General features: G+C 74.8%; 14 protein-coding genes and 1 tRNA gene. 9 read left to right on the top strand and 6 right to left on the bottom strand.

Annotation, left to right across the window (positions count from 1 at the left end; all coding sequences use genetic code 11):
- Nucleotides 1-46: 46 nt before the first annotated feature.
- The 6 genes from tmk (at nucleotide 47) to CK485_RS08890 (ending at nucleotide 9114) form a co-directional block, all read left to right on the top strand.
- The gene (tmk, locus tag CK485_RS08915) at nucleotides 47-3379 is read left to right on the top strand and encodes a dTMP kinase (protein WP_109448818.1); all 3333 of its coding nucleotides are present in this window, start codon (nucleotides 47-49) and stop codon (nucleotides 3377-3379) included.
- A gap of 126 nt (nucleotides 3380-3505) precedes the next feature.
- A complete protein-coding gene (locus tag CK485_RS08910) occupies nucleotides 3506-4729 on the top strand; it encodes a DNA polymerase III subunit delta' (protein ID WP_109448816.1) in 1224 nt (407 codons plus the stop codon).
- Between the two features lie 351 nt (nucleotides 4730-5080).
- On the top strand, nucleotides 5081-6259 hold the full coding sequence (locus CK485_RS08905) for a hypothetical protein (RefSeq protein ID WP_109448814.1): 1179 nt from the start codon (nucleotides 5081-5083) through the stop codon (nucleotides 6257-6259).
- A gap of 122 nt (nucleotides 6260-6381) precedes the next feature.
- Complete coding sequence (locus tag CK485_RS08900) at nucleotides 6382-7977, top strand: alpha/beta hydrolase (protein ID WP_199239292.1); 1596 nt, start codon at nucleotides 6382-6384, stop codon at nucleotides 7975-7977.
- A 166-nt stretch (nucleotides 7978-8143) separates the two neighbouring features.
- A tRNA-Thr gene (locus tag CK485_RS08895) sits at nucleotides 8144-8217 on the top strand.
- A gap of 603 nt (nucleotides 8218-8820) precedes the next feature.
- The gene (locus CK485_RS08890; RefSeq protein ID WP_109448810.1) at nucleotides 8821-9114 is read left to right on the top strand and encodes a hypothetical protein; all 294 of its coding nucleotides are present in this window, start codon (nucleotides 8821-8823) and stop codon (nucleotides 9112-9114) included.
- A 7-nt stretch (nucleotides 9115-9121) separates the two neighbouring features.
- Here CK485_RS08890 and CK485_RS08885 read toward each other — a convergent pair whose 3' ends face one another.
- Complete coding sequence (locus tag CK485_RS08885; RefSeq protein WP_109448808.1) at nucleotides 9122-10381, bottom strand: MFS transporter; 1260 nt, start codon at nucleotides 10379-10381, stop codon at nucleotides 9122-9124.
- A 136-nt stretch (nucleotides 10382-10517) separates the two neighbouring features.
- Here CK485_RS08885 and CK485_RS08880 point away from each other — a divergent pair, with 136 nt between their 5' ends.
- The 3 genes from CK485_RS08880 (at nucleotide 10518) to CK485_RS08870 (ending at nucleotide 14563) form a co-directional block, all read left to right on the top strand.
- Nucleotides 10518-11456 (top strand): LysR family transcriptional regulator, encoded by a 939-nt coding sequence (locus CK485_RS08880; RefSeq protein ID WP_109452656.1) that lies wholly within the window; start codon nucleotides 10518-10520, stop codon nucleotides 11454-11456.
- 313 nt (nucleotides 11457-11769) lie between these two features.
- On the top strand, nucleotides 11770-13305 hold the full coding sequence (locus CK485_RS08875; RefSeq protein WP_199239291.1) for an SDR family oxidoreductase: 1536 nt from the start codon (nucleotides 11770-11772) through the stop codon (nucleotides 13303-13305).
- Nucleotides 13306-13405: 100 nt separating this feature from the next.
- Entirely contained in the window at nucleotides 13406-14563 is a 1158-nt protein-coding gene (locus CK485_RS08870) for a winged helix DNA-binding domain-containing protein (protein WP_109448804.1), read from the top strand.
- 46 nt (nucleotides 14564-14609) lie between these two features.
- On the opposite strand, the gene CK485_RS08865 is transcribed toward CK485_RS08870, so the two are convergent.
- Genes CK485_RS08865 through pgsB form a run of 5 tightly spaced genes read right to left on the bottom strand, consistent with a single transcriptional unit; the run spans nucleotide 14610 to nucleotide 20371 of the window.
- Nucleotides 14610-14906 (bottom strand): hypothetical protein, encoded by a 297-nt coding sequence (locus CK485_RS08865; RefSeq protein WP_109448802.1) that lies wholly within the window; start codon nucleotides 14904-14906, stop codon nucleotides 14610-14612.
- 7 nt (nucleotides 14907-14913) lie between these two features.
- Nucleotides 14914-17091 (bottom strand): glycosyltransferase family 39 protein, encoded by a 2178-nt coding sequence (locus CK485_RS08860; protein WP_241968236.1) that lies wholly within the window; start codon nucleotides 17089-17091, stop codon nucleotides 14914-14916.
- Entirely contained in the window at nucleotides 17088-18164 is a 1077-nt protein-coding gene (locus CK485_RS08855; RefSeq protein ID WP_109448800.1) for an NlpC/P60 family protein, read from the bottom strand. The genes CK485_RS08860 and CK485_RS08855 overlap by 4 nt, the downstream gene beginning before the upstream one ends.
- Nucleotides 18165-18197: 33 nt before the next feature.
- Entirely contained in the window at nucleotides 18198-18680 is a 483-nt protein-coding gene (locus CK485_RS08850; RefSeq protein WP_109448799.1) for a poly-gamma-glutamate biosynthesis protein PgsC/CapC, read from the bottom strand.
- Entirely contained in the window at nucleotides 18677-20371 is a 1695-nt protein-coding gene (gene pgsB / locus CK485_RS08845) for a poly-gamma-glutamate synthase PgsB (RefSeq protein ID WP_109448797.1), read from the bottom strand. Before pgsB ends, CK485_RS08850 begins: the two co-directional genes overlap by 4 nt.
- Between the last annotated feature and the right edge of the window lie 11 nt (nucleotides 20372-20382).

Below are 20382 nucleotides of genomic sequence, written 5' to 3'. Positions count from 1 at the left end.
TCGGGCGGGGCGGTTACGCCACCCGCGTGTTGGTTAGGCTGGCAGGATGACGCGTGCCGAGCAGCCAACGGGCGAGCCCGAAGACTTCACCAACGCACTCGCCGCCGACTCCCGCGAGCGCGCCGTGACCGCTCTGCTGCGGATCCCGGCCCTGCGCAGGCTGTGGACCGCACAGGCCACCAGCTCCGTCGGGGATCGCCTCGGGCTGCTGGCGCTGCTCGCCCTGACGGTCCAGGCGGCCGTGGCCCAGCAGGGGTTCGGCGGCGGCTACCGGGGTGTCAGCTTCGCGATCGCCGTGGTCTTCGCTCTGCGGCTGCTGGCCGGACTGCTGTTCGGCGCGGTCCTGCTCGGCCCGCTCTCCACGCTCACCGCGCCGCAGGGCGTGCTCGACCGGCGCTGGACGATGATCGGATCGGACGCGGTCCGGCTCGGGCTCTTCGTCGTCGCGCCCCTGTGGATCGACTGGCTCCCGGGCAGCGCGCTGACCTGGCTGCTCGTCACCGTCTTCGTCACCGGCGTCGCCGAACGCGTGTGGAACGTCGCCAAGGACGGCGCCGCCCCCGCGCTGCTGCCCGCGCCGCCCGCCGACGGCGTGCGCCCCGGACCCGACCACCTCGACGCGCTGCGCAGGCTGGACCTGCGCACCGGGTTCGTCGCGCTGCCGGTCGCCGCGGCCGGGCTGGTCGCCGCCGCGCTCGTCAACAACCTGCTGGGCGTGTGGTCGCAGTGGTTCGCCACCCACCACGTCGCCCTCGTCAGCTATGTCGCCGCAGGGCTGTTCGCCGCCTCGATCGCGGTGCTCCACCTGCTCGAACTCCCGGGCGGCGCGACCCCGCGGCCGCGGTCCCCGCTGGAGGGCCTGCGGTTGCCCAAGGGCCCGGCCGGTGCCGAGAAGGGCCGCACCGGGGCGCTGCCGACGCTGGTCCTGTCCTGCGCCGCCGTCGCCGGGGCCATCGCCTCTGCGGTCGCGGTCGCCGTCCTGCACGCCGTGGACCTCGGCTTCGGGCCGGTCGGCTTCGGCCTGCTGGTGCTCGCTTTGACCGGCGGCGTGGTCTGGGGCATCCGCACCGCCCCGCGCGTCCTGCCCACGCTCTCCCGGCGCCGCCTGCTGGGACTCGCGATCGGCGTCACGGGGATCGCGCTACTGCTCACCGGCCTGGTCCCGGATCCGGTGACCGTGCTGGCGCTGTCGCTGCTGGCCGGTTACGCCGCCGGGCTCGCCGCCAACACCGGGCACACCCTGATCGACCAGGAAGCCCAGGAGGCGCGCCGGACGCGGACCACGGAACACCTGCACGCGGTGGTCCGGGTCGCGGTGGCCGTCGCCGCGGTGGCCGCGCCCGCGGTCGCCGGGCTGATCGGTCCGCACCGGCTGGTCGACGGGTCGTTCACCTTCGACCACGGCGGCGCCGCGTTCACCCTGATGCTGGTCGGCGCGCTGCTGCTGCCGGTGGCCGCGCTGGTCGTCGGGACGCTGGACGACCGGCAGGGCGTGCCGCTGCGGCGCGACCTGCGCGAGGCGCTGCGCGGCGACGACCCGGCGCAGGCCCCGGCGGCCTCCGGGTTCTTCATCGCCGTCGAGGGCGGCGACGGGGCGGGCAAGTCCACGCAGGTCGAGGCGCTCGCCGAGTGGATCAGGGGCAAGGGCCACGAGGTCGTCGTCACCCGCGAGCCCGGTGCCACCGCGATCGGCAAGCGGCTGCGCTCGATCCTGCTGGACGTGGCGAGCGCCGGCATCTCGCACCGCGCCGAGGCACTGCTGTACGCGGCGGACCGCGCCGAGCACGTCGACTCGGTGGTCCGGCCTGCCCTGGAGCGCGGTGCGATCGTCATCTCGGACCGCTACATCGACTCCTCGGTGGCCTACCAGGGCGCGGGCCGCGACCTGGCGCCCACCGAGATCGCCCGTATCTCGCGCTGGGCCACCGGCGGGCTCGTACCGCATCTGACCGTGCTGCTCGACGTCTCGCCGCAGACCGCGCGGGAGCGCTTCACCGAGGCGCCGGACCGGCTGGAGTCCGAGCCCGCCGAGTTCCACGACCGGGTGCGCCGCGGCTTCCTGACGCTCGCCGCCGCCGACCCCTCGCGCTACCTCGTGGTGGACGCGGGCCAGGAGCCGCAGGCCGTGACCCGCGTCGTACGGCACCGGCTCGACCACCTGCTGCCGCTGTCCCAGCAGGAGATCGAGGCCCGCGCCGAGGCCGAGCGGAAGGCCGCCGAGGAGGCCCGCAGGCGCGCAGAGGAAGAGGCCGCCCGCAAGGCCGAGGAAGAGCGGCTGGAGCGCGAGCGGCAGGAGCAGCTGGCCAAGCTGCGCGCCGAGGAGGAGGAGCGCAAGCGCCAGGAGGAGGAACGGCGCAGGCGCGAGGAGGCCGAACGGCAGGCGGAGGCCGCGCGCAAGGCGGCCGAGGAGGCCTGCAAGCGCGCGGAGGAGGAACGCGCCTGCCGCGAGGCGGAGGAACGCGCCCGCGCCGAGGAGCAGGAACGGTTGCGCCGCCAGAAGGAGGAGCAGGACCGGCTGCGCGCCGAGGCCGAGGCCCGCCGTCTGGAGAAGCAGCGCAAGGCCGAGGAAGCGCTGCTGCGCGCCGAACAGGCCCGCGAGCAGGCCCGCTTGGCGGAGGAGGCGCGGCTGGCCGAGGAGGCGCGGCGGGCCCAGGAGTCCGCCGGCTCCGCCGCCGAGCCCGAAGGTGCTGGCCGTGCCGGTGCCGGTGCCGAGCCCGAGGGGCCGGACGCCGAGGCGACGCAGACGGTCCGGACCCCGGCCGTCGCGCCCGTCCCGCACGCCGACGACGTGACACAGACGGTCGAGACCCCGCACCTCGGGCGCGGCGACGAGACGCGCACCATCGAGGTCCCGACGGTGGACCCTGCGGCCCCGGATCCGGACGCCGAGGCGACCACGGTCATGCCGCCGGTCCGTCCCGCGGCGCCCGCCGACGACGAGACGGCCGTGCTCCCGCCGGTGCGGCCAGCGGCACCCGACGACGGCGACGAGACGGCCGTGCTGCCGCCGGTGCGGCCCGCGGACGGCGGTCGCGGCAATCCGGTGGACCGCGTTCCGCCCGGGCTGTTCCGCGACGAGCGCGCCGAGTCCTCGGTCGAGCGCACCCGCGAACTGCCGCAGGTGATCGACCCGAGCGCGCGGCGGCACGCGGGCTCGGGCCCGGGCTCGCGGCCGGGGCCGGACTCGCCTGCGGGCTCCGGGGAGAACGCCCCGTCGCGTCCCGCCAAGCGCCCCCGTCCGAGCTGGGCGGAGGAGACCCCGCTCGACGACCTGCCGACCCTGGCCGACGAACTCCTCGGCCCGCGCGACGAGGACGACGACCACGACGAGCGGCACGACGACCGCCACGACGACCGCCGGGGCCGCGGCAGGCGCTGACCGGCTCTCCGAAGCCGCCGCCCCCTCCGGCCGTCCGGGTCGTCGTCCGTGGTCCGGGTTGTCAGACCCACCCCTCACAATGAGAGACGACACAGGAGAGGGACGCAGGGAGAGGAGGGACCGCTCATGCCCGTGTGGGACGACTTGGTGGGCCAGGCCCCGGTGGTCGAGTCGCTGACCGCCGCCGCCCGGGACGCCGACGCCTTCGTGACCGCGGTCGCCTCCGGCCAGGCGGCCTCCCCTGCCGCGTCTGCCGCCTCGAAGATGACGCACGCGTGGCTGTTCACCGGTCCGCCCGGTTCCGGCCGTGCCACCGCCGCGCGCGCCTTCGCCGCCGCGCTCCAGTGCGTCAGCCCCGACCGCGCGCTGGGCGGTGTCCCAGGCTGCGGCTTCTGCGACGGCTGCCACACGACGCTGGTGGGCACGCACGCCGACGTCGAGGTGGTCGCCACCGATCAGCTGTCGATCGGCGTGAAGGACACCCGGGACCTGGTGCGCCGCTCGTCGCTGTCCCCGGCGGGCGGGCGCTGGCAGGTCATCGTGCTCCAGGACGCCGACCGCCTGACCGAGGGCGCGGGCAACGTCCTGCTCAAGGCGGTCGAGGAGCCCGCCCCCCGCACCGTCTGGCTGCTGTGCGCGCCCTCCGTCGAGGACGTCCTGCCCACGATCCGCTCCCGCTGCCGCCTGCTGACGCTGCGCACGCCGCCGGTGGACGCGGTGGCCGACGTGCTGGTGCGCCGGGACGGCATCGAGCCCGAGCTCGCCGCCGTCGTGGCCCGCGCCACGCAGGGCCACATCGACCGGGCCCGGCGGCTCGCCACCGACGAGCGGGCCCGCGCCCGTCGCGCGGCGGTGCTGCGCCTGCCGCTCCAACTCGGCGACATCGGCGGCTGCCTGAAGGCGGCGCAGACGCTGGTCGACTCCGCGACGGAGGACGCCAAGCAGGTCGCCGAGGAGGTCGACGCCAAGGAGACGGAGGAGCTGCGGGCCGCCCTGGGCGCCGCGTCCGGCTCCGGCGGCCGGATGCCGCGCGGCACGGCGGGCGTGATGAAGGACCTGGCCGACCGTCAGAAACGCCGCTCCACCCGCACCCAGCGCGACACCCTCGACCTCGCGCTGACCGACCTGGCCGGCTTCTACCGCGACGTGCTGGCGGTGCAGCTCGGCACCAGCGCGCCGGTCGCCAACGCCGAGGTGCGCGACGCGATCGACCGCATAGCCGCCTCCGGCCGCCCGGAGCAGACGCTGCGCCGCATCGAGGCGATCCTCGCCTGCCGCGAGGCGCTCGACGGCAACGTGGCCCCGCTGCTGGCGGTCGAGGCGATGACGATGGCGCTGCGCGCGGGCTGAGACGACCGGGCGGGTTGAGAAGCCCGGGCGGGGCTGAGGCGCACGCGAGCGGCCTGCGTCGCGCGTGCGGCTGACCGCACGCGGACGGGCTGACCGCACGCGCACCGCGGCCCTTGCGGCTGACGTCGCGTCAGTCCGGTGTCGTGGTGGTTGGTGCCTTCGGGTGATCATCGGACGCGGCGCGGTTCGCTGCGCGCCCGGCGGGGGCAAGCCTTGCACGCTGGCTGGGGCCGGCCGGGACCGTTCCCTCGGGGCGGTGCCGCAGCCGCGACGCCGTGCGACCCCACCCGGCGACCGCGGCCGGGCCGGCCCGCCCGGCTGTCCGCCGCTGTCCCCCAGGTGGTGCGTCCGTTGTCCCTGCCCGTGTCGCTGCCCGTCCCGTCCTCGGCTGCGTCGTCATCCGTCTCGTCGTCCTCGGTCTCGCCGCTGTGGCCGTGGCCGTCATCGTCGGCGTCCGCGCCGCGCCCGCCCCTGCCGACGGTGCTGCCCGGAGCGTCCGGCGGGCTTCCGCGACCGGCGTACGAGGCGGTGTTCACCTCCGGCGGGGCGATCACGCTGCTGTGCGCCGTGCTGTTGTGCGCCGCTGCCGTCGTGACGGTCCGGCTGGGGCGCGCCGCCGTCGCCCGCTGGACGCTGGAACGCGCGGGCCGCGCCTACGACCTCCCCGAGAACTACCGCCCCGCCGTCCTGCGCGCCGGCGCCGCCGTCGCCGTGCTGGCCTGCGGGATCGTGGCCGCCGTGAGTCTGCCGGACGGAGCGCCCGCCGCCCGTACGCCGGTGGCCGCCCCGGCCCTGCCCGCGCCGCCGGTCCGCAAGGCACCCGTGCCGCACGCCGCGCCGCAGAACGCCGTGGAGCCGGCGCCCGTCACCATCGCGCGCCCGGCGGGCGGCACCCTCCAGCGGTTCGCGGACGGCACGCGCGTCTGGCTGCCCCCGCAGTACCGGTACGGCGGCGGGTCGTCGCAGGCGTTCCCGATGGTGGTCGCCTACCTGCCGGCCACCGCGCCGGACCGCGAGCCGCTGTACCCCGCGTTCGTGCGGCACGTGCGGCAGGGGCTGGCCGATCCGTTCGTGATCGTGCTGCCGCGCGACTGCTCGGCCGATCCGGACAGGGCCCTCGCCACGGCGGCGCGGCATTACCGCACGGTCGGCGGGCGCGGGGCCCGAGCGGTGGTGGGGGTCGGCGCGCTGGCCGCGTGCGCGCTGCGGGCGGCGCTCGCGCACCCGGGACGGTTCGGCGCCGCGGTGGGTGTCTCCGGCACGTACGGCAAGGGGGCTGTCGGCATCCCGCGCACCCGGCCGCGTTCCGCGCCGCACGTCCTGCTCGCGTCGGCGACGGGGGAGGACGGGCCGCGGGCGTCGGCGCTGCGGCTGCGGGCGGCGCTGCGCCGGGTGGGCGTACGCGTGCGGATCATCGACGGCGTCGTGCCCGACCGTGGCACCGGCGGTGACGCCCGCCGCCACGAACTGGCCCTGGTCTCCGAATACCTCACCGAGGAACTGGCCGGCCCGGCGCGTTCCGCCTCGTGACGAGACCCCGGCGCACGACGCCCGGCGGCTGCGGCGTCACTCGTACGAGTTGCGCTGGACGCGCGCCACCGCCCGGGGTGCGGATACGCTCGCCAGACCCGACGGGAGGACCTGTGGCAGCCATGGACACCGCGCGCATGCTCCGCACTTCGGCAACCGTGCTCGCCGTCGCGGGCCTGACGCTCTCCGGCTGCTCGTCGGGCAACAGCCGGGGCGCGGCGGCGGCCACCACGGGCACCGGGGCCACGGCGGGCGCGGCGGCGGTCAACTCGTCGAACGGCCCGAGCCTCGCCCCGTTGCCCTCGGGAATCCCGGCCGGCCTCCAGCCGTACTACACGCAGAAGCTCAGCTGGCACTCCTGCGACGGCCCCGGCTTCCAGTGCGCCACGATGCGGGTGCCGCTCGACTACGACGACCCGGTGGCCTCCGACGACCTCAAGCTCGCCGTCTCCCGCCAGCGCGCGAGCGGCCCCGGCTCCCGCATCGGTTCGCTGCTGCTCAACCCCGGCGGCCCGGGCGGTTCGGCCATCGACTACCTGGACAACGTGGCATCCGGCTACCCGGCGCCGGTGCGGGCCCGCTACGACCTGGTCGCCGTCGACCCGCGCGGCGTCGCCCGCAGCGCACCGGTCAAGTGCCTGAGCGACACCCAGATGGACGCGTTCACCGAGGTCGACACGACGCCGCGCACCCAGCCCGAGATCGACGCGCTGTCCAAGGCGGACGAGGCGTTCGGCCAGGCCTGCGAACAGCACTCCGCCAAGCTGCTCGGCCATGTCAGCACCATCGACTCGGCCCGCGACATGGACGTCCTGCGCGCACTGCTGGGTGACGCCAAGCTCAACTACGTCGGCAAGTCGTACGGCACGTTCCTGGGCGCGACGTACGCGGGGCTCTTCCCGAGCCGGGTCGGCCACGTCGTGCTGGACGGCGCGATGGACCCGTCGCTGTCCTCGCTGAAGATGGCCGAGACGCAGGCGGGCGGGTTCGAGACCGCGTTCCAGGCCTTCGCCAAGGACTGCGTGACGCGGGCCGACTGCCCGATGGGCCGCAGCACGGCCGCCGCGAACACCTACATCGCGTCTTTCCTGAACCGGCTCGAGACCCACCCGCTGGCCACCGGACAGAGCCGCCGGCTCGGCCAGGCGCTCGGCGAGACCGCGCTGATGGAGGCGATGTACTCCAAGGAGCTGTGGCCCCTGCTGCGGCAGGCGCTCGGTGCGGCCAATAGCGGCGACGGCAGCCAGCTGCTCGCCCTGTCCGACCAGTACTACGAACGCAACGCGGACGGCACGTACTCCAACCTCATGGCCGCCAACGCCGCCGTGAACTGCCTGGACCTGCCCCCGGCGGCGACCACCCCGGCGCAGGTGAAGGCGGCGATGCCCGCGTTCATGAAGGAGTCGCCGCGCTTCGGCGACGACTTCGCGTGGATGAGCCTGAGCTGCGCGAACTGGCCGGTCAAGCCCACCGGCCGCGCCGAACGCATCCCCGCCAAGGGCGCCGCCCCGATCCTGGTCGTCGGCACCACCCGCGACCCGGCGACCCCGTACGCCTGGGCCCGCTCCCTGGCCGGCCAGCTGACGAGCGGCCGCCTGCTGACCTACGAGGGCGACGGCCACACGGCCTACGTCAACGGCGACGACTGCATCGACACGGCGGTCAACGGCTACCTCCTCCAGGACAAGCTCCCGCCCGAGGGCAAGCGCTGCGCGTGAAGGCGGCGGGGCGCGGGGCGCCGCACGCGGACCCGAGGCGGGGGGCGTCGGTGCCGCACGTGGACCTGAGCTGGCCGGGGCGCGGCCGCCGCACGTGAAACGCGGTACGAAGCACCCCCGCGGCGTGTGTAAACTTGCACCCGTTGCCCCCAGCGGGGGCAGCGCTGCCGCCTTAGCTCAGTCGGCCAGAGCGACGCACTCGTAATGCGTAGGTCAAGGGTTCGATTCCCTTAGGCGGCTCCGCAGAGGCCCAGGTCATCGACTTCGCGTCGGGGTCTGGGCCTTTTCCGTTGCGGCGGACCGGCGTGTCCGCGAGGCCATCCCGCCGAGGCCGGCATAGCGATGTGCACGGTGGTTCCGAAGTCCGAGAACGCGCCAACCCATGCCGTGTTGTCGCTCGTTCCGCAGTCCCCCGCCCCACGAGGGTGGGGAATTTCATTCTCGCCCCCTGGGCCCTGCGCGGGCCCGTAGAACGCTCTCGCACCGCGCGGAGACCCAGGGCGCTCGTTCGGTTCCGCGCCTCCGGGTCCTGTGCGTTCGACCCGCGCCCTGCGTCCCGTCTCCAACTACCATGCTCACATGGCGACTTGCCCGCGCAACCATCGCTCCGAGGCTGAGGACTACTGCGACGTGTGCGGCTTGCCGGTCGGCGGGAGCGCCTCGGCGGTCGGTCAGGGCGGGCCGCCGGGCGCGGGTGGGACTTGCGAGCGGTGCGGGGCCATGCGGGAGCCGGAGACGGGGCCGTACTGCCCGGAGTGTGGCTACGTCGACGCCCCGGCGGCCGGGGACTGGACTGCGAGTCACCCTCCTCTCGGCCGCGAAGTCGCATCGCTGCCCGCGGCCATGCCCGCCATCGAGTCCGCCTGCGCCGCGCTGGAGCGCGGCTCCGAACTCGACCTGATCAACGAACTCGTCACCGGCGGCGCCGTCGCCGCCAGCTTCACCGCCGCCGCTTCCGTGGCCAAGGCGCGGATCGAGGCCACCACCCAGCGCCGCAAGAACGAACTCGACGCCGAGGTCCAGCGCGAGCAGATCGCCTCCCAGGAACGCCAGGCCGCCGCACACGAGCGCGGCGAGACCGCCCGGGCCAGGCTGAGCGGCGGCGCGACGCCGCCCCCCGCCTCCACCGACGCCTGAGGCAGCGTCACCTCGCCGTCACCGCGACCTCCGACACCCCCGGTGCCCGCTCCCGGCGCGGCAGGAGCAGCGGGGTCGCCAGGAACAGGGTGCCCGCCAGGGCCAACGCGGTCCTGGGTGAGGTGGCCGACGCCAGGACGCCCCACAGCGCGGTCGTCGCCGCGATGGCCGCGCTGGTGCTGACCGACCACGCGGACAGCGTCCGGGCCACGCGGTCGGGCGCGGTGTGGGCGAGGCGGTACGTGGCCAGCACCGGGTTGAACACCCCGCAGCACGTCACCAGCCCCAGCTGGCAGACGATCACGACCGCCATCCCCGCCGCCCCGGGCCGCACGAACGCCAGGCCGACCAGCCACACCGCCCGCCCGGCCCCTGACCACAGCATCACCCTGTGCTGCCCGAACCGATTCACCAGCCGGTGCGCCATCCGCGACCCGATCAGCCCGCCCACGCACGGCGCCGCGAACGCGAGACCGTACTGCCAGGGGGCGAAGCCCAGCCGGCCCAGCAGGAGCACGGCGAGCAGCGGTTCCGTCGCCATGATCAGGCCGTTGGAGAGCATGGCGTTGAAGAACAGCGGACGCAGCGCCGCACTGGCCAGGACATAGCGCCAGCCTTCCAGCAGCTCGCCGAGCCGGGGCCGCCGGGTCCTTGCCGCCCGTCGCGGAACGGACGGCCTCTCCTCGCTCCCGCCGATCGCCCGGATCCCCACCGCCGACAGCAGATAGCTCACCGCGTCCGCGATCACCGTCGTCGCCGGGCCGAACAGCGCGATCGCCGCGCCGCCGAGCGGGGGGCCGACCACCGTGGAGGTCCAGGTCGTCGACTCGAAGCGGCCGTTCGCGATCAGCAGGTCCTCCGGCGGCACCAGCGCCTTCAGGTACGCGCCGCTCGCCGCCTTGAACGCGATGTTGGCCGCCGCGACGACGACCGACACGACGAGGAGCTGGACGAAGCCGAGGCACCCGAGCGCGTACGCGGCGGGGACGCTCGCCATCGCCGCGAACCGCGCCAGGTCCGTCGCGATCATCACCGGCCGCTTGCGGCGGAACTCCACCCACGGCCCCAGCGGCACCGCGAGCAGCGCCCCGACCGCCCGGCCCGCCGCCGACAGCGCCGCCACCTGGGCCGGTCCCGAGTGCAGCACCAGCACCGCGATCAGCGGGAACGCGCCGAACCCGAGCCCGGAGCCGTACGAGCTGACCGCGTACGCCGCCCACAGCCATCCGAACCGCCGCCCCAGCGACCGCCGCCGTCCGCCCGTCATACCCAACGCAGCCCTCGTCCCGCTCCCGACCCGCCACACCCCGACCCCGGCATCCAAGCGGGGGCGGGCCCCGGCGGGCAAACAACCGCCGGGCCGGGACGGCACAACCGATCGTTGTGCGGCTAGCGTGGGTGACGTGGACCTCGACGCCGTGCGCACCTTCGTGGCCGCCGCCCGGGCGGGGCGGTTCCAGGACGCCGCCGTCGAGCTGTCGGTCACCCAGCAGGCGGTCTCCAAGCGCGTCGCGGGACTGGAGAAGGCGCTCGGGGTGCGGTTGTTCACCCGCACCCCGCGGGGCGCCCGGCTCACGCTCGACGGGCAGGCGTTCCTGCCGCACGCCCGCGACCTGCTGCGGGCCGAGGCGCGGGCGCTCGCCTCGGTGCGGCCGGGCGGCCGGGCGCTGCGCGTGGACGTGATCGGGCGGCGGCTCGGCCCGGCCGGTGTCCTGCACGACTTCCACCGCGCCCACCCCGACGCCGAGCTGGACGTCGTGACGCTGCCGGACGCGGACGCGGCCGTCGAGGCCATCGCCTCCGGCGCGATCGACGCGTCGTTCCGCGCCGTCACGATGCCCGGCCGCAGGCTGCCCGACGAGGTCCGGGCCGTGCGGGCCTTCGACGAGCCCGTCGAGCTGGTGGTCGGCCCGGCGCACCCGCTGGCGGCGGCCCACGCGGTCACACCCGCACAGCTGGCCGGGCACCGGATCTGGATGCCGGGGCTGGCCCCCGGAACCGAGTCGACCGCCTACTACGCCGACCTGGCCGCCGCGTTCGGCCTGACCGTCGAGATCACCGGGCCCGGCTTCGGCACGCAGCCGCTGCTGGACACCCTCGCGGGCTCCGGGTCGCTGGCGACGTTCGTCGGTGAACGCACCCGCCTGGTCTGGCCCGCCGAGCACGGCCTGCGGCGGCTGCCGGTTCGCGACCCGGTGCCGGTCTACCCGCACTCCCTGCTGCGGCACCGCGACAACTCCCACCCGCTCCTCGCCGCGCTCGACGCCCACCTGAGGTCCACTCGCCCCGGCCGCGACGACGCCGCGACGTGGACGCCGGGGTGGGCCCTGGCGCCGGACTAGGTCCCTGCCGCGGATCCTGGCCCGCGAGGTACACCGCCCCGGTGTGCGCGAGCCGTTCGCGGGTGAAGACCGGGTCGGCCTCCGCCCTGGTCGTCATGCTCGCGCCGGTGCGTGCGGCGTCGAAGCCGCCGGATAACGCCACGATCGCCGCCCGCGCGCTCAGGCAGGACGACGAGCCTGCCGACCGCGCCGGCGCGCACGTGCGGCCGAGTTGTAGCCGCCCGGCGGAACGGGGCCGTGCTCGGCCGGGGTAGGCATCGCCGATGGCGGGACGACGACCGGCGGGGGCGACGACGGGACGACGGAGGCGCGCGTGAGCGGCGAGGGCGAGCGGTGCCTGGTCACCGGGGCCACCGGGTACATCGGCGGACGCCTCGTGCCCCAACTGCTCGCCACCGGGTACCGGGTCCGCTGCCTCGCGCGCTCGCCGGAGAAGCTGCGCGACCACCCCTGGGCCGGCCAGGCCGAGATCGCGCGCGGTGACGTCACCGACGCGGCGGACGTGGCCGAGGCGATGCGGGGCGTGGACGTCGCGTACTACCTGGTGCACGCGCTCGGCACCGGGAGCGACTTCGAGGAGACCGACCGCCGCGCCGCCCGGATCTTCGGAGAAAGGGCGCGCGAGGCCGGAGTCCGCCGGATCGTCTACCTCGGCGGGCTCACCCCGGCGGGCGTGCCGGAACGGGACCTGTCACCGCACCTGCGTTCACGTGCCGAGGTCGGCCGCATCCTGCTGGACAGCGGCGTGCCGACCGCGGTCCTGCGCGCGGCGGTCATCATCGGCTCCGGCTCCGCCTCCTTCGAGATGCTGCGCTATCTCACCGAGCGGCTGCCGGTCATGGTCACCCCCAGCTGGGTCGGCACCCGCATCCAGCCACTGGCCGTACGCGACGTGCTGCGGATCCTGGTGGGCTGCGCGCGGCTGCCCGGCGACGTCAACCGCACGTTCGACGTCGGCGGGCCCGAGGTGCTGACGTACCGGGAGATGATGTGCCGGTACGCGGCAGTGGCGGGGCTGCCGCGGCGGCTGATCCTGCCGGTTCGGGTACTGACCCCGGGGCTGTCCAGCCAGTGGGTGGGGCTGGTGACACCGGTGCCGGCCTCCATCGCCCGCCCGCTGGCCGAGTCGCTGCGGCACGAGGTCGTCTGCCACGAGCACGACATCGCCCGCTACGTGCCGGACCCTCCGGGGCACCCGCTCGGGTTCGACGAGTCGGTCCGCCTCGCGCTGCGGCGGGTGCGGGAGGCCCAGGTCGCCACCCGGTGGTCGTCGGCGGCGGTGCCGGGCGCGCCGAGCGATCCGCTGCCGACCGACCCCGACTGGGCGGGCGGCAGCCTCTACACCGACCGCCGCGAACTGACCGTCGACGCGCCGCCCGCCGCGCTGTGGGACGTCATCGAGGGCATCGGGGGCGACAACGGCTGGTACTCCTTCCCGCTCGCCTGGGCGGTGCGCGGCTGGCTGGACCGGCTGGCCGGCGGGGTGGGGCTGCGCCGGGGGAGGCGGGACGCGGCGCGGCTGCGGGTCGGGGACTCGCTGGACTTCTGGCGGGTGGAGGAGATCGAGCCCGGCCGCCTGCTGCGGCTGCGGGCCGAGATGCGGCTGCCGGGCCTGGCGTGGCTGGAGATGCGCTGCGACGCGGCCGACGGCGCTGCCTTGGGCGCGGGGCGCCGCTCGCGCTACCGGCAGCGTGCCGTCTTCCATCCGCGCGGGCTGCTCGGGCACGCCTACTGGTGGAGCGTCTCGCCGTTCCACGCCGTGGTGTTCGGCGGCATGGCCCGCAACATCGCCCGCGCTGCCCACGACCGGGCCTCCGCCGCGGGGAGCGGCCCGCGCCCGGGGCGGTGAGGCGGCACCGGCGACGGCCGGTCAGGGAGTGGGGGTGCCGCTGCCGGGCGGGCCCGTGTTCAGGACGGGGGTTGTCCGCGGCGGGTCGTATCGTCCGGGCATGACCGCTCGTCCCTCCCTCACCGACGCCCAGCGCAGCGTCCGGCTCGCCCGGCGGCACCTGCTCGCCCCGCCGCTGCGGGCGGACACCGTGGAGGCCGTCGCCGACGCCCTCGTCGCGCTGCACGCCTCCGACCCGGCCACCGTCTACCTGTCCGCCGGGGCCCGGCTCGCCCGCCCGGACGCGGCGGAGGTGGACCGGGCGCTGTACGAGGACGTGACGCTGGTGCGGCTGCTGGCGATGCGGCGCACCCTCTTCGCGGTCACCGAGGAGTTCGCGCCGTACGTCAGCGCGGGCGCCGCCCGGCCGGTGGCGGCGCGCGAACGGGCCACGCTGCTCAAGCGCTTGAGCGAACACGCACAGGGGTGGGACGAGGCGCGGCTCGCCCGGACCCAGGACCGGGTGCTCGCCGCCCTCGCCCGGCGCGGCGAGGCGACCACCGCCGAACTGACCCAGGACGTACCGGAGTTGCGCGAGACGATGCTGATGTCGCCGGGCAAGCCGTACGAGGCGCGGCAGAGCGTCGGCAGCAGACTGCTGCGGCTGCTGGCCTCCGACGGGCACGTGCGCCGCGCCCGGCCGCGCGGTTCGTGGACCAGCAACGTCCACCCGTGGGCGCCGGCGCCGCAGTGGCCCGAGGTGCCGGCGGCGCGGGCGCGGGCGGAGATCGTACGGCGGTGGCTCGCGTCGTACGGGCCGGGCACGGAGGCGGACGTGAAGTGGTGGACCGGCTGGACGCTGCGCGACACCCGGGCCGCGCTGGCCGACCTGGGCGCGGTGGAGACCGGCGCGGGTTACGTGCTGCCCGGCGACGAGGAGCCGGACGCGGAGGTGGCGCCGTGGGTGGCGCTGCTGCCCGGGCTCGACCCGACGGCGATGGGCTGGCGCGGCCGCGACTGGTATCTCGACCCGGCCCACGTCCCCGCGCTGTACGACCGCGCGGGCAACGTCGGCCCCACGGTGTGGTGCGACGGCCGCATCGTGGGCGGGTGGGCCCAGCGCCCGGACGGCACGATCGCCTGGCGCGTGCTGACCGACATCGGCCGCCAGGCGCAGCAGGCCGTCGAAACGGAAGCAGCCCGCCTGGTGGGCTGGCTGGCCGGCACGAGAGTCACCCCCCGCTTCCGCACGCCCCTGGAACGGGAGTTGGCGTCCTGAGCCGCGTCCCGCGCGAGCGCCCTCCCGGATCCGGGTTGCGCAGCCCTCAGGGCTCCAAGTCTGCCGGACCGTCGTCGAGCAGGTGCAGGTCCGGATTGGGCTCCAGGTAGAACGGGTTGCCCTCGGGGTCGCGCATGAGCAGACCGTGCTCGAACTCCCCGACCACTTCCGCGCCTTGGGTCACCAGGAACGAGGCCTCGTCCTCGACACTGCGGATCAGCGGCTGGACGACGATCCACATGGCAGGCACCTTGGCCAGCGATACCTGCATGGGCGTGTCGACGTGCAGCAGGGTCCAGAACCGGCTGATCCGCGACGGGTCGACCGCCTCGATCCGTAACATCCCTACCTCACAACGCCGGTGCGCAGTCGTACAGGCGGAAGCTGCCGTCGGACGTCCTGCCGTAGGCCTTCGCCGGGACGCGGGTGCAGTTGGACTTGACCCACTTCGTGGCCGGGGTGGGCGGGCGCTGGGTGGTCAGCAGGGCGAAGCGGACCTGGTGGGAGGAGACCAGCGAGGCCAGCTGCGGCGCCGTGGGGAACGGGGTCAGGCCCGTGAAGCCGCCCATCACCAGCATCGGCGCCGCCGTGTCGCGCAGCAGCGGCTCCGCGGAGTACGCGGCCTGCGTGGCCACCAGGTACTTCGCGCCCGAGCGGTTGGCCTGGAGGTAGGCGAGCAGCTGGCGGTCGCGCCTGTCGGGGGCGTTCAGCGCGGTCGTGTCGACCTTGGTCTGCCCGTCCTTCAACGCGAAGTACGCGGTGCCGACCGGCCCGGCCAGCGGTGAGGTCGGGGAGCCCGCGTACACCGGGTCGAGGCAGGACAGCGACCACGCGGCGGGCGCCAGCAGCGTCGCCGCCAGTCCCGCGCCCAGCGCGCCGAGCACGCCGCGGCGCGTGGTGCGCGGACCGCGGATCCACAGGCCCAGCGCGCCGCACACCCCCAGCATCAGCGCGATCGGCAGCGTCCAGCGGGGGAAGCCCGGATGGGGCTCCTCCAGCACCGCCGCCCACACCGCGCTCAGCGCGATCGCCGCGGGCAGCGCGGCCCGGCGCGGTCCGCCGGTCTGGTACTGCTCCCACATCATCGCGACCCCGCCGCCCGCGAGCGCGGCCAGCGCGGGCGCCAGCACGATGGTGTAGTAGCCGTGGTTGCCGTTGGAGAGGCTGAAGACCATCACGTGCAGCACCAGCCAGCCGCCCCACAGCACGAACCCGGCGCGCAGCGCGTCGGTGCGCGGCTCGCCCCGGCGCCACCGCACCCCCAGCACCACCGCCAGCACAGCGAGCGGCAGGAACCAGGCGATCTGCGGCCCGACCGTGTGGTTGACCAGCATCGTCCAGCCGGTGTTGCCGCTGGTGCGGCTCGCCGCGGTGCCCGCCACGGCGCCCAGGGCGTTGGGGTTGCCGCCGAAGCGGCTCAGGCCGTTGTAGCCGAAGACCAGGGTGAACGGGTTGTTGTTGGTGGTGCCGTCGAGGTACGGGCGGCTGCCCGCCGGGGTCGCCCACACCAACAGCAGCCACGAGCAGGACACCAGCAGCGCCAGCGCCCCGGCCGCCACCAGCCGCGTGATCCGGCGCACCACGCTTCCCGGCGCGGCGAGTTGGTGGGCCAGGGCGAACGCGGGCAGCACCAGCCAGGCCTGGAGCATCTTCGCCTGGAAGGCGAGGCCGATCCACACCGCGCAGGTCAGCAGCGGTGCCCAGCCCCCGGTGCGCACCGCCTTCTGCGCCGCGCCCGCCGCCAGCACGAGCAGCAGCGTCAGCAGCGTGTCGGGGATGTCGTGCCGGGTCAGCACGACCGCGACCGGGGTGAGGGTGAAGACCGCCGCGGCGAAGATCGCGCCGAGCGGGCCCGCCCAGGCGCGGACGATCCGGTGCAGGAGGAAGACGGTCGCCACGCCCTCGATCACCTGCGGCAGTGCCACGGCCCACAGGTGAGGCCCGAAGACCCGCACCGACAGCGCCTGCGGCCACAGGCCCCCGGGCAGTTTGTCGATGGTGATGGAACCGCTGACGTCCACGCCGCCGTAGACGAAGGCGTGCCAGCTCGCCGCCATCGACCGCACGGCCGCGGCGTAGTACGGGTGGACCGCGGCGTGGCCCATGCCCCAGGCGTACAGCACGGTGGCCAGCAGCAGCAGGCCCGCGAGTGCGGGACGCTCCCAGACCGGTGCGGGCTGCGGCGCGGGCCTGGCGGGCGTCGTGGCCCGTCCCCGCTCGCCGCCGGGGCGGGCGCGGCGGCGGCCCCGGTCGGCGGCGCGACGGTGGCCGGTCCTGGCGTCCGGGACGGCGGCGGTGCCGGTGTCCGCGGCAGGCGCCCCGGAGACGGGCGTGATCCGCGCGGTGGGGTCGTCGCCCGGTACCGGAGGGAGTTGGGCCGTGGCGAAGTCGTCCGGCGCCGGCGGGAGTTGGGTCGTGGCGAAGTCGCCTGGTATTGGCGGGAGTTGGGTCGTCGCGAAGTCCCCCTCGGATGGCGGAGGGCCGCCCGGGGCGGGGGAGGAGGAGCGGCGTCGGCGGGAGTTGGTCACAGGCGACGCGCCACCCTCAGTCCGGCGGCGTAGAAGCCGTCACCGTCGAGACGGGCCACGCCCGCCTTGTCGCCCATCGTCGGCCCGTTGGCCTGCGAGCGACTGGAATAGAAGCGGGGATGGCCCTCGTTGTCGATGCCCAGGTACATCCCGCAGTGGTCGACGGTGATCGGCTTGCCGATGTTGATGGCGAAGAAGACCAGGTCGCCGGGTTGCAGCATGCTGATGTCGGCCGGCCGGCTGTTGGTGTCGGGGATCAGCACCACGCCGGGGGCGTACTTGGCGATGGCGTAGGCCCGCCGGGGCAGCCCGACACCCGGATCGTTGGTGCCGTGCAGCGGGTAGCCCATGCGGTAGCCCCACAGCAGCCGCATGAAGCCGGAGCAGTCCACGTCGCCGTAGCGCTCCTTCTCGGGCGTGACGTGCATGCCGTCCGGGAAGGTCCACGGGATGCCGAGGTAGTCGTAGAAGTCGGACTTCTCGTCCCGGGAGTGGAAGGAGTCCTCCGTCTGACCGGGTACCCGGGGACCGAAGTTGGCGTCGCCCGCGTAGCGCAGCCCGTTCTTGTACTTCGGCGGCGCGCCGTCGCCGTACTCGAAGGCGGTCATCAGCACGTCGGGGCTGCGGTCGGCGAGGGTCTCGGGGAACCACGAGCGGAACCACGAGGTGTTCTCCCGGCCGCGCGACCACTCGGTGGACATCAGCCGCACCCAGGCGGTGCTGTGCACGACGGCGTCGGTGGTGCGCGGCTCGCTGAAGGTGCGCTGCGGGCCGCTGAGCAGCGCGGTGCGGGCGCCGTCGGTGAAGGTCGCCAGCAGGTTGCCGGAGGCGTCGCGCACGACGGTGCGGTCGGGCGACGTGACGCGTTCGAAGCGGTAGCCGCCGGTCGGTACGGCGCTGGGCGAGCCGCTCTCGTGCTGCGGCACGGCGTCGTCGGGCCCGCCGCCACTGGCCCGGTCGACCGCGTAGAGGCCGACCGCACCGGCCGCCACCGCGCCCGCCACGCCGCCCAGGACGGCGCGGCGGCTGGGACGGCGGCCCGGTGGGCCGTGCCGGGTCGGGACCTGTTGCATCTCGGGGACTCCTCGGTACTCGAAGTCGCTGGATCAGGAGGTGGGCAGGGCGCCGAGCAGCAGACCGGCGGCGAGCACCACGTACGCGCCGAGCGTCACCGCGGTGGTGGCGATGGCGGTGGCGGCCATGGGCTGGCGCACCAGCTGGTAGGCGATCAGGCCGGGCACGATGAAGCCGAGCGTCTGGGTGGTGTAGAGCAGCGGGAACTCGTGCTGGAGCGCGAGCATCACGGTCGCCTGGAGCAGCACCGCGGTCAGCACGACGGCGGCGAACAGCCGCTTGCCGTACAGGATCACGTTGCGCTGGAGCAGCTTGGTGGCGAAGAAGGTCAGCGCGGTCACGCCGATCATCAGCGCCGCCATGCCCGCGTCCGTCACCAGGGTCAGCGCCAGCCAGCCGGGGGTGATCATGCCGCCGGGGGAGAGGTTGGTGGTCAGGTAGCAGATGAGCGAGAAGACCAGGCCGAGGGAGATGCCCAGGGCGGCGACCTCGGGCGTGACGTTGGCGGGGATCACAGCGGCTTCCTCAGCGAGTCGTACGGGTGGTCGGGGTCTTCGGCGCGGCGCGCGCGCTGGCCGGGGACGTGCGGCGCGTCGTCGCGGTGCGGGCGGTCGTGCGGTGCCCGGTCGTGCGGCAGGTGCGGCAACGGTTCGTGGGGCAACGGTTCGTGCGGCCCACGGTCGTACGGCGACGGTGTGTGGCCGGGCGGGTCGTCGGGCACCGGCGGCAGGGCCGCGGTGGGCGCGCCTTGCGGCGACCCGTGACCGGCGCCGCCGTGGGAGCCGTAGCCGCCGTCGTAGCCCCAGCCGCCCTGCGCGGCGTCCTGGTCGAGCGTCTCGTAGCCGACGTGCGCCCACTGGCCGGGGTAGGTCTGGTGGGTCTGGTGGTCGTGACCGCCGTGCTGCGCGGGGCTGTCCAGCGGCGCGACCCAGCTGTACGGCTCCGGCTCGGGCGGGCGGGCCACGGCCATGGTGCCGGTGTCGGCCTCGGTGCCGTCCGGCGCCAGCAGCGGGGCGTCCTCGCTCTCGTCCAGGGGGAGTTCGGCGAGGCATTCCAGGAACAGTTCGCCCTGGCCGTGGATGTTGCCGACCGCGACCATCGAGGAGTCCGGCCCCAGCGCGGCCAGCATCTCCCGCGTCAACTCGTGCGGATCACGGCGGTCCCCGCCCAGGTCCACCACGTTCCCCCGCCAGGACGCCGGAATCCCGTCCCGCGCGGACTTCGTCGGATGGCCGATCAGGAACACCGTGTCCGGGTCCAGATCCGGCACGATCGCACCCATCTGCCCGTTGCGCTCCACCCGGTCCGGACGGCAGTTGATGACCACGCTCAACGGGCGCCGGATCGCGCCGAGTTGCTCCAGCTGCTGGACGTTCATCAACGTCGACTCCGGGTCGTTGGCCGCGAAGACGTTGGCGAACCGCAGCTTCTTGCCCTCACCCGTCACATACCGCTCCACCGACAGCACACCCGGATCCGGCGGCGCCTCCCACATCCCCTTCATCGCGGTCGCCCGGTCCACCCCCAGCAGATCCGCCACCGCCAACGCGATCGCCACGTTCTCCTTGAACGTGAACCACGAGAACCCCCGCAGCTCCTCGTCCGTGACCGCCTCCGGATCCACCGCCACCAAACGGCAGTCCCGCTTGTCGGCCTCCTCCTGGAGGATGTGCAGCCGGTCCTTCTCCGCGGTCACACAGATCCCGCCCACCGGCATCGACCGGCACAACGACCGCGCCACGTCGTCCAGCGTCGGACCCATCTCCGCCAGATGGTCCTCACGCACGTTGCACAGCACACCGATCGTGGACCTGATCAGCTTCTCCTGGTTGATCTCCTGCAACGCCGGCATCACCGCCATGCACTCGATCACCAGAGCGTCCGGACGGTACGTCGCCGCCCGGCGCACGATCCCGATCTGCTCCACCACGTTCGCCAGCCCGAACTTCCGGTACACCGGCTCCTCGGTCGCGTCCGGATGGATGAACCGCGCCGCAGTCCCCGTGGTCTTGCCCACCGTCACCAGACCACCACCCCGCAGCGCCCCCGCACACAACCGCGTGATCGACGACTTGCCACGAATACCGTTGACCAGCACCCGCACGGGTATCTGCTCCAACGACGCGTAATGACGCCGCTGCTCCAGCACGCCGGCCACCAACAGCACGGCGCAACTCAGCAGGAGCACGACATAGAGGAACAACACGTCGAATCGCT

The organism is Streptomyces sp. ICBB 8177 (assembly GCF_003144095.1).
Lineage (GTDB): Bacteria > Actinomycetota > Actinomycetes > Streptomycetales > Streptomycetaceae > Streptantibioticus_D.
Note: the sequence above shows the minus strand (reverse complement) of the source record. Positions and strands in the feature narration are given on the sequence as shown.

Bases quoted from the DNA above. Each gene is read 5' to 3' on its own strand.
- CK485_RS08885 (WP_109448808.1), bottom strand. From the start codon at position 10,381: ATGACGGGCGGACGGCGGCGGTCGCTGGGGCGGCGGTTCGGATGGCTG.
- tmk (WP_109448818.1), top strand. From the start codon at position 47: ATGACGCGTGCCGAGCAGCCAACGGGCGAGCCCGAAGACTTCACCAAC.
- CK485_RS08855 (WP_109448800.1), bottom strand. From the start codon at position 18,164: ATGCAACAGGTCCCGACCCGGCACGGCCCACCGGGCCGCCGTCCCAGC.
- CK485_RS08900 (WP_199239292.1), top strand. From the start codon at position 6,382: ATGGACACCGCGCGCATGCTCCGCACTTCGGCAACCGTGCTCGCCGTC.
- CK485_RS08890 (WP_109448810.1), top strand. From the start codon at position 8,821: ATGCCCGCCATCGAGTCCGCCTGCGCCGCGCTGGAGCGCGGCTCCGAA.
- CK485_RS08910 (WP_109448816.1), top strand. From the start codon at position 3,506: ATGCCCGTGTGGGACGACTTGGTGGGCCAGGCCCCGGTGGTCGAGTCG.
- CK485_RS08870 (WP_109448804.1), top strand. From the start codon at position 13,406: ATGACCGCTCGTCCCTCCCTCACCGACGCCCAGCGCAGCGTCCGGCTC.
- CK485_RS08865 (WP_109448802.1), bottom strand. From the start codon at position 14,906: ATGTTACGGATCGAGGCGGTCGACCCGTCGCGGATCAGCCGGTTCTGG.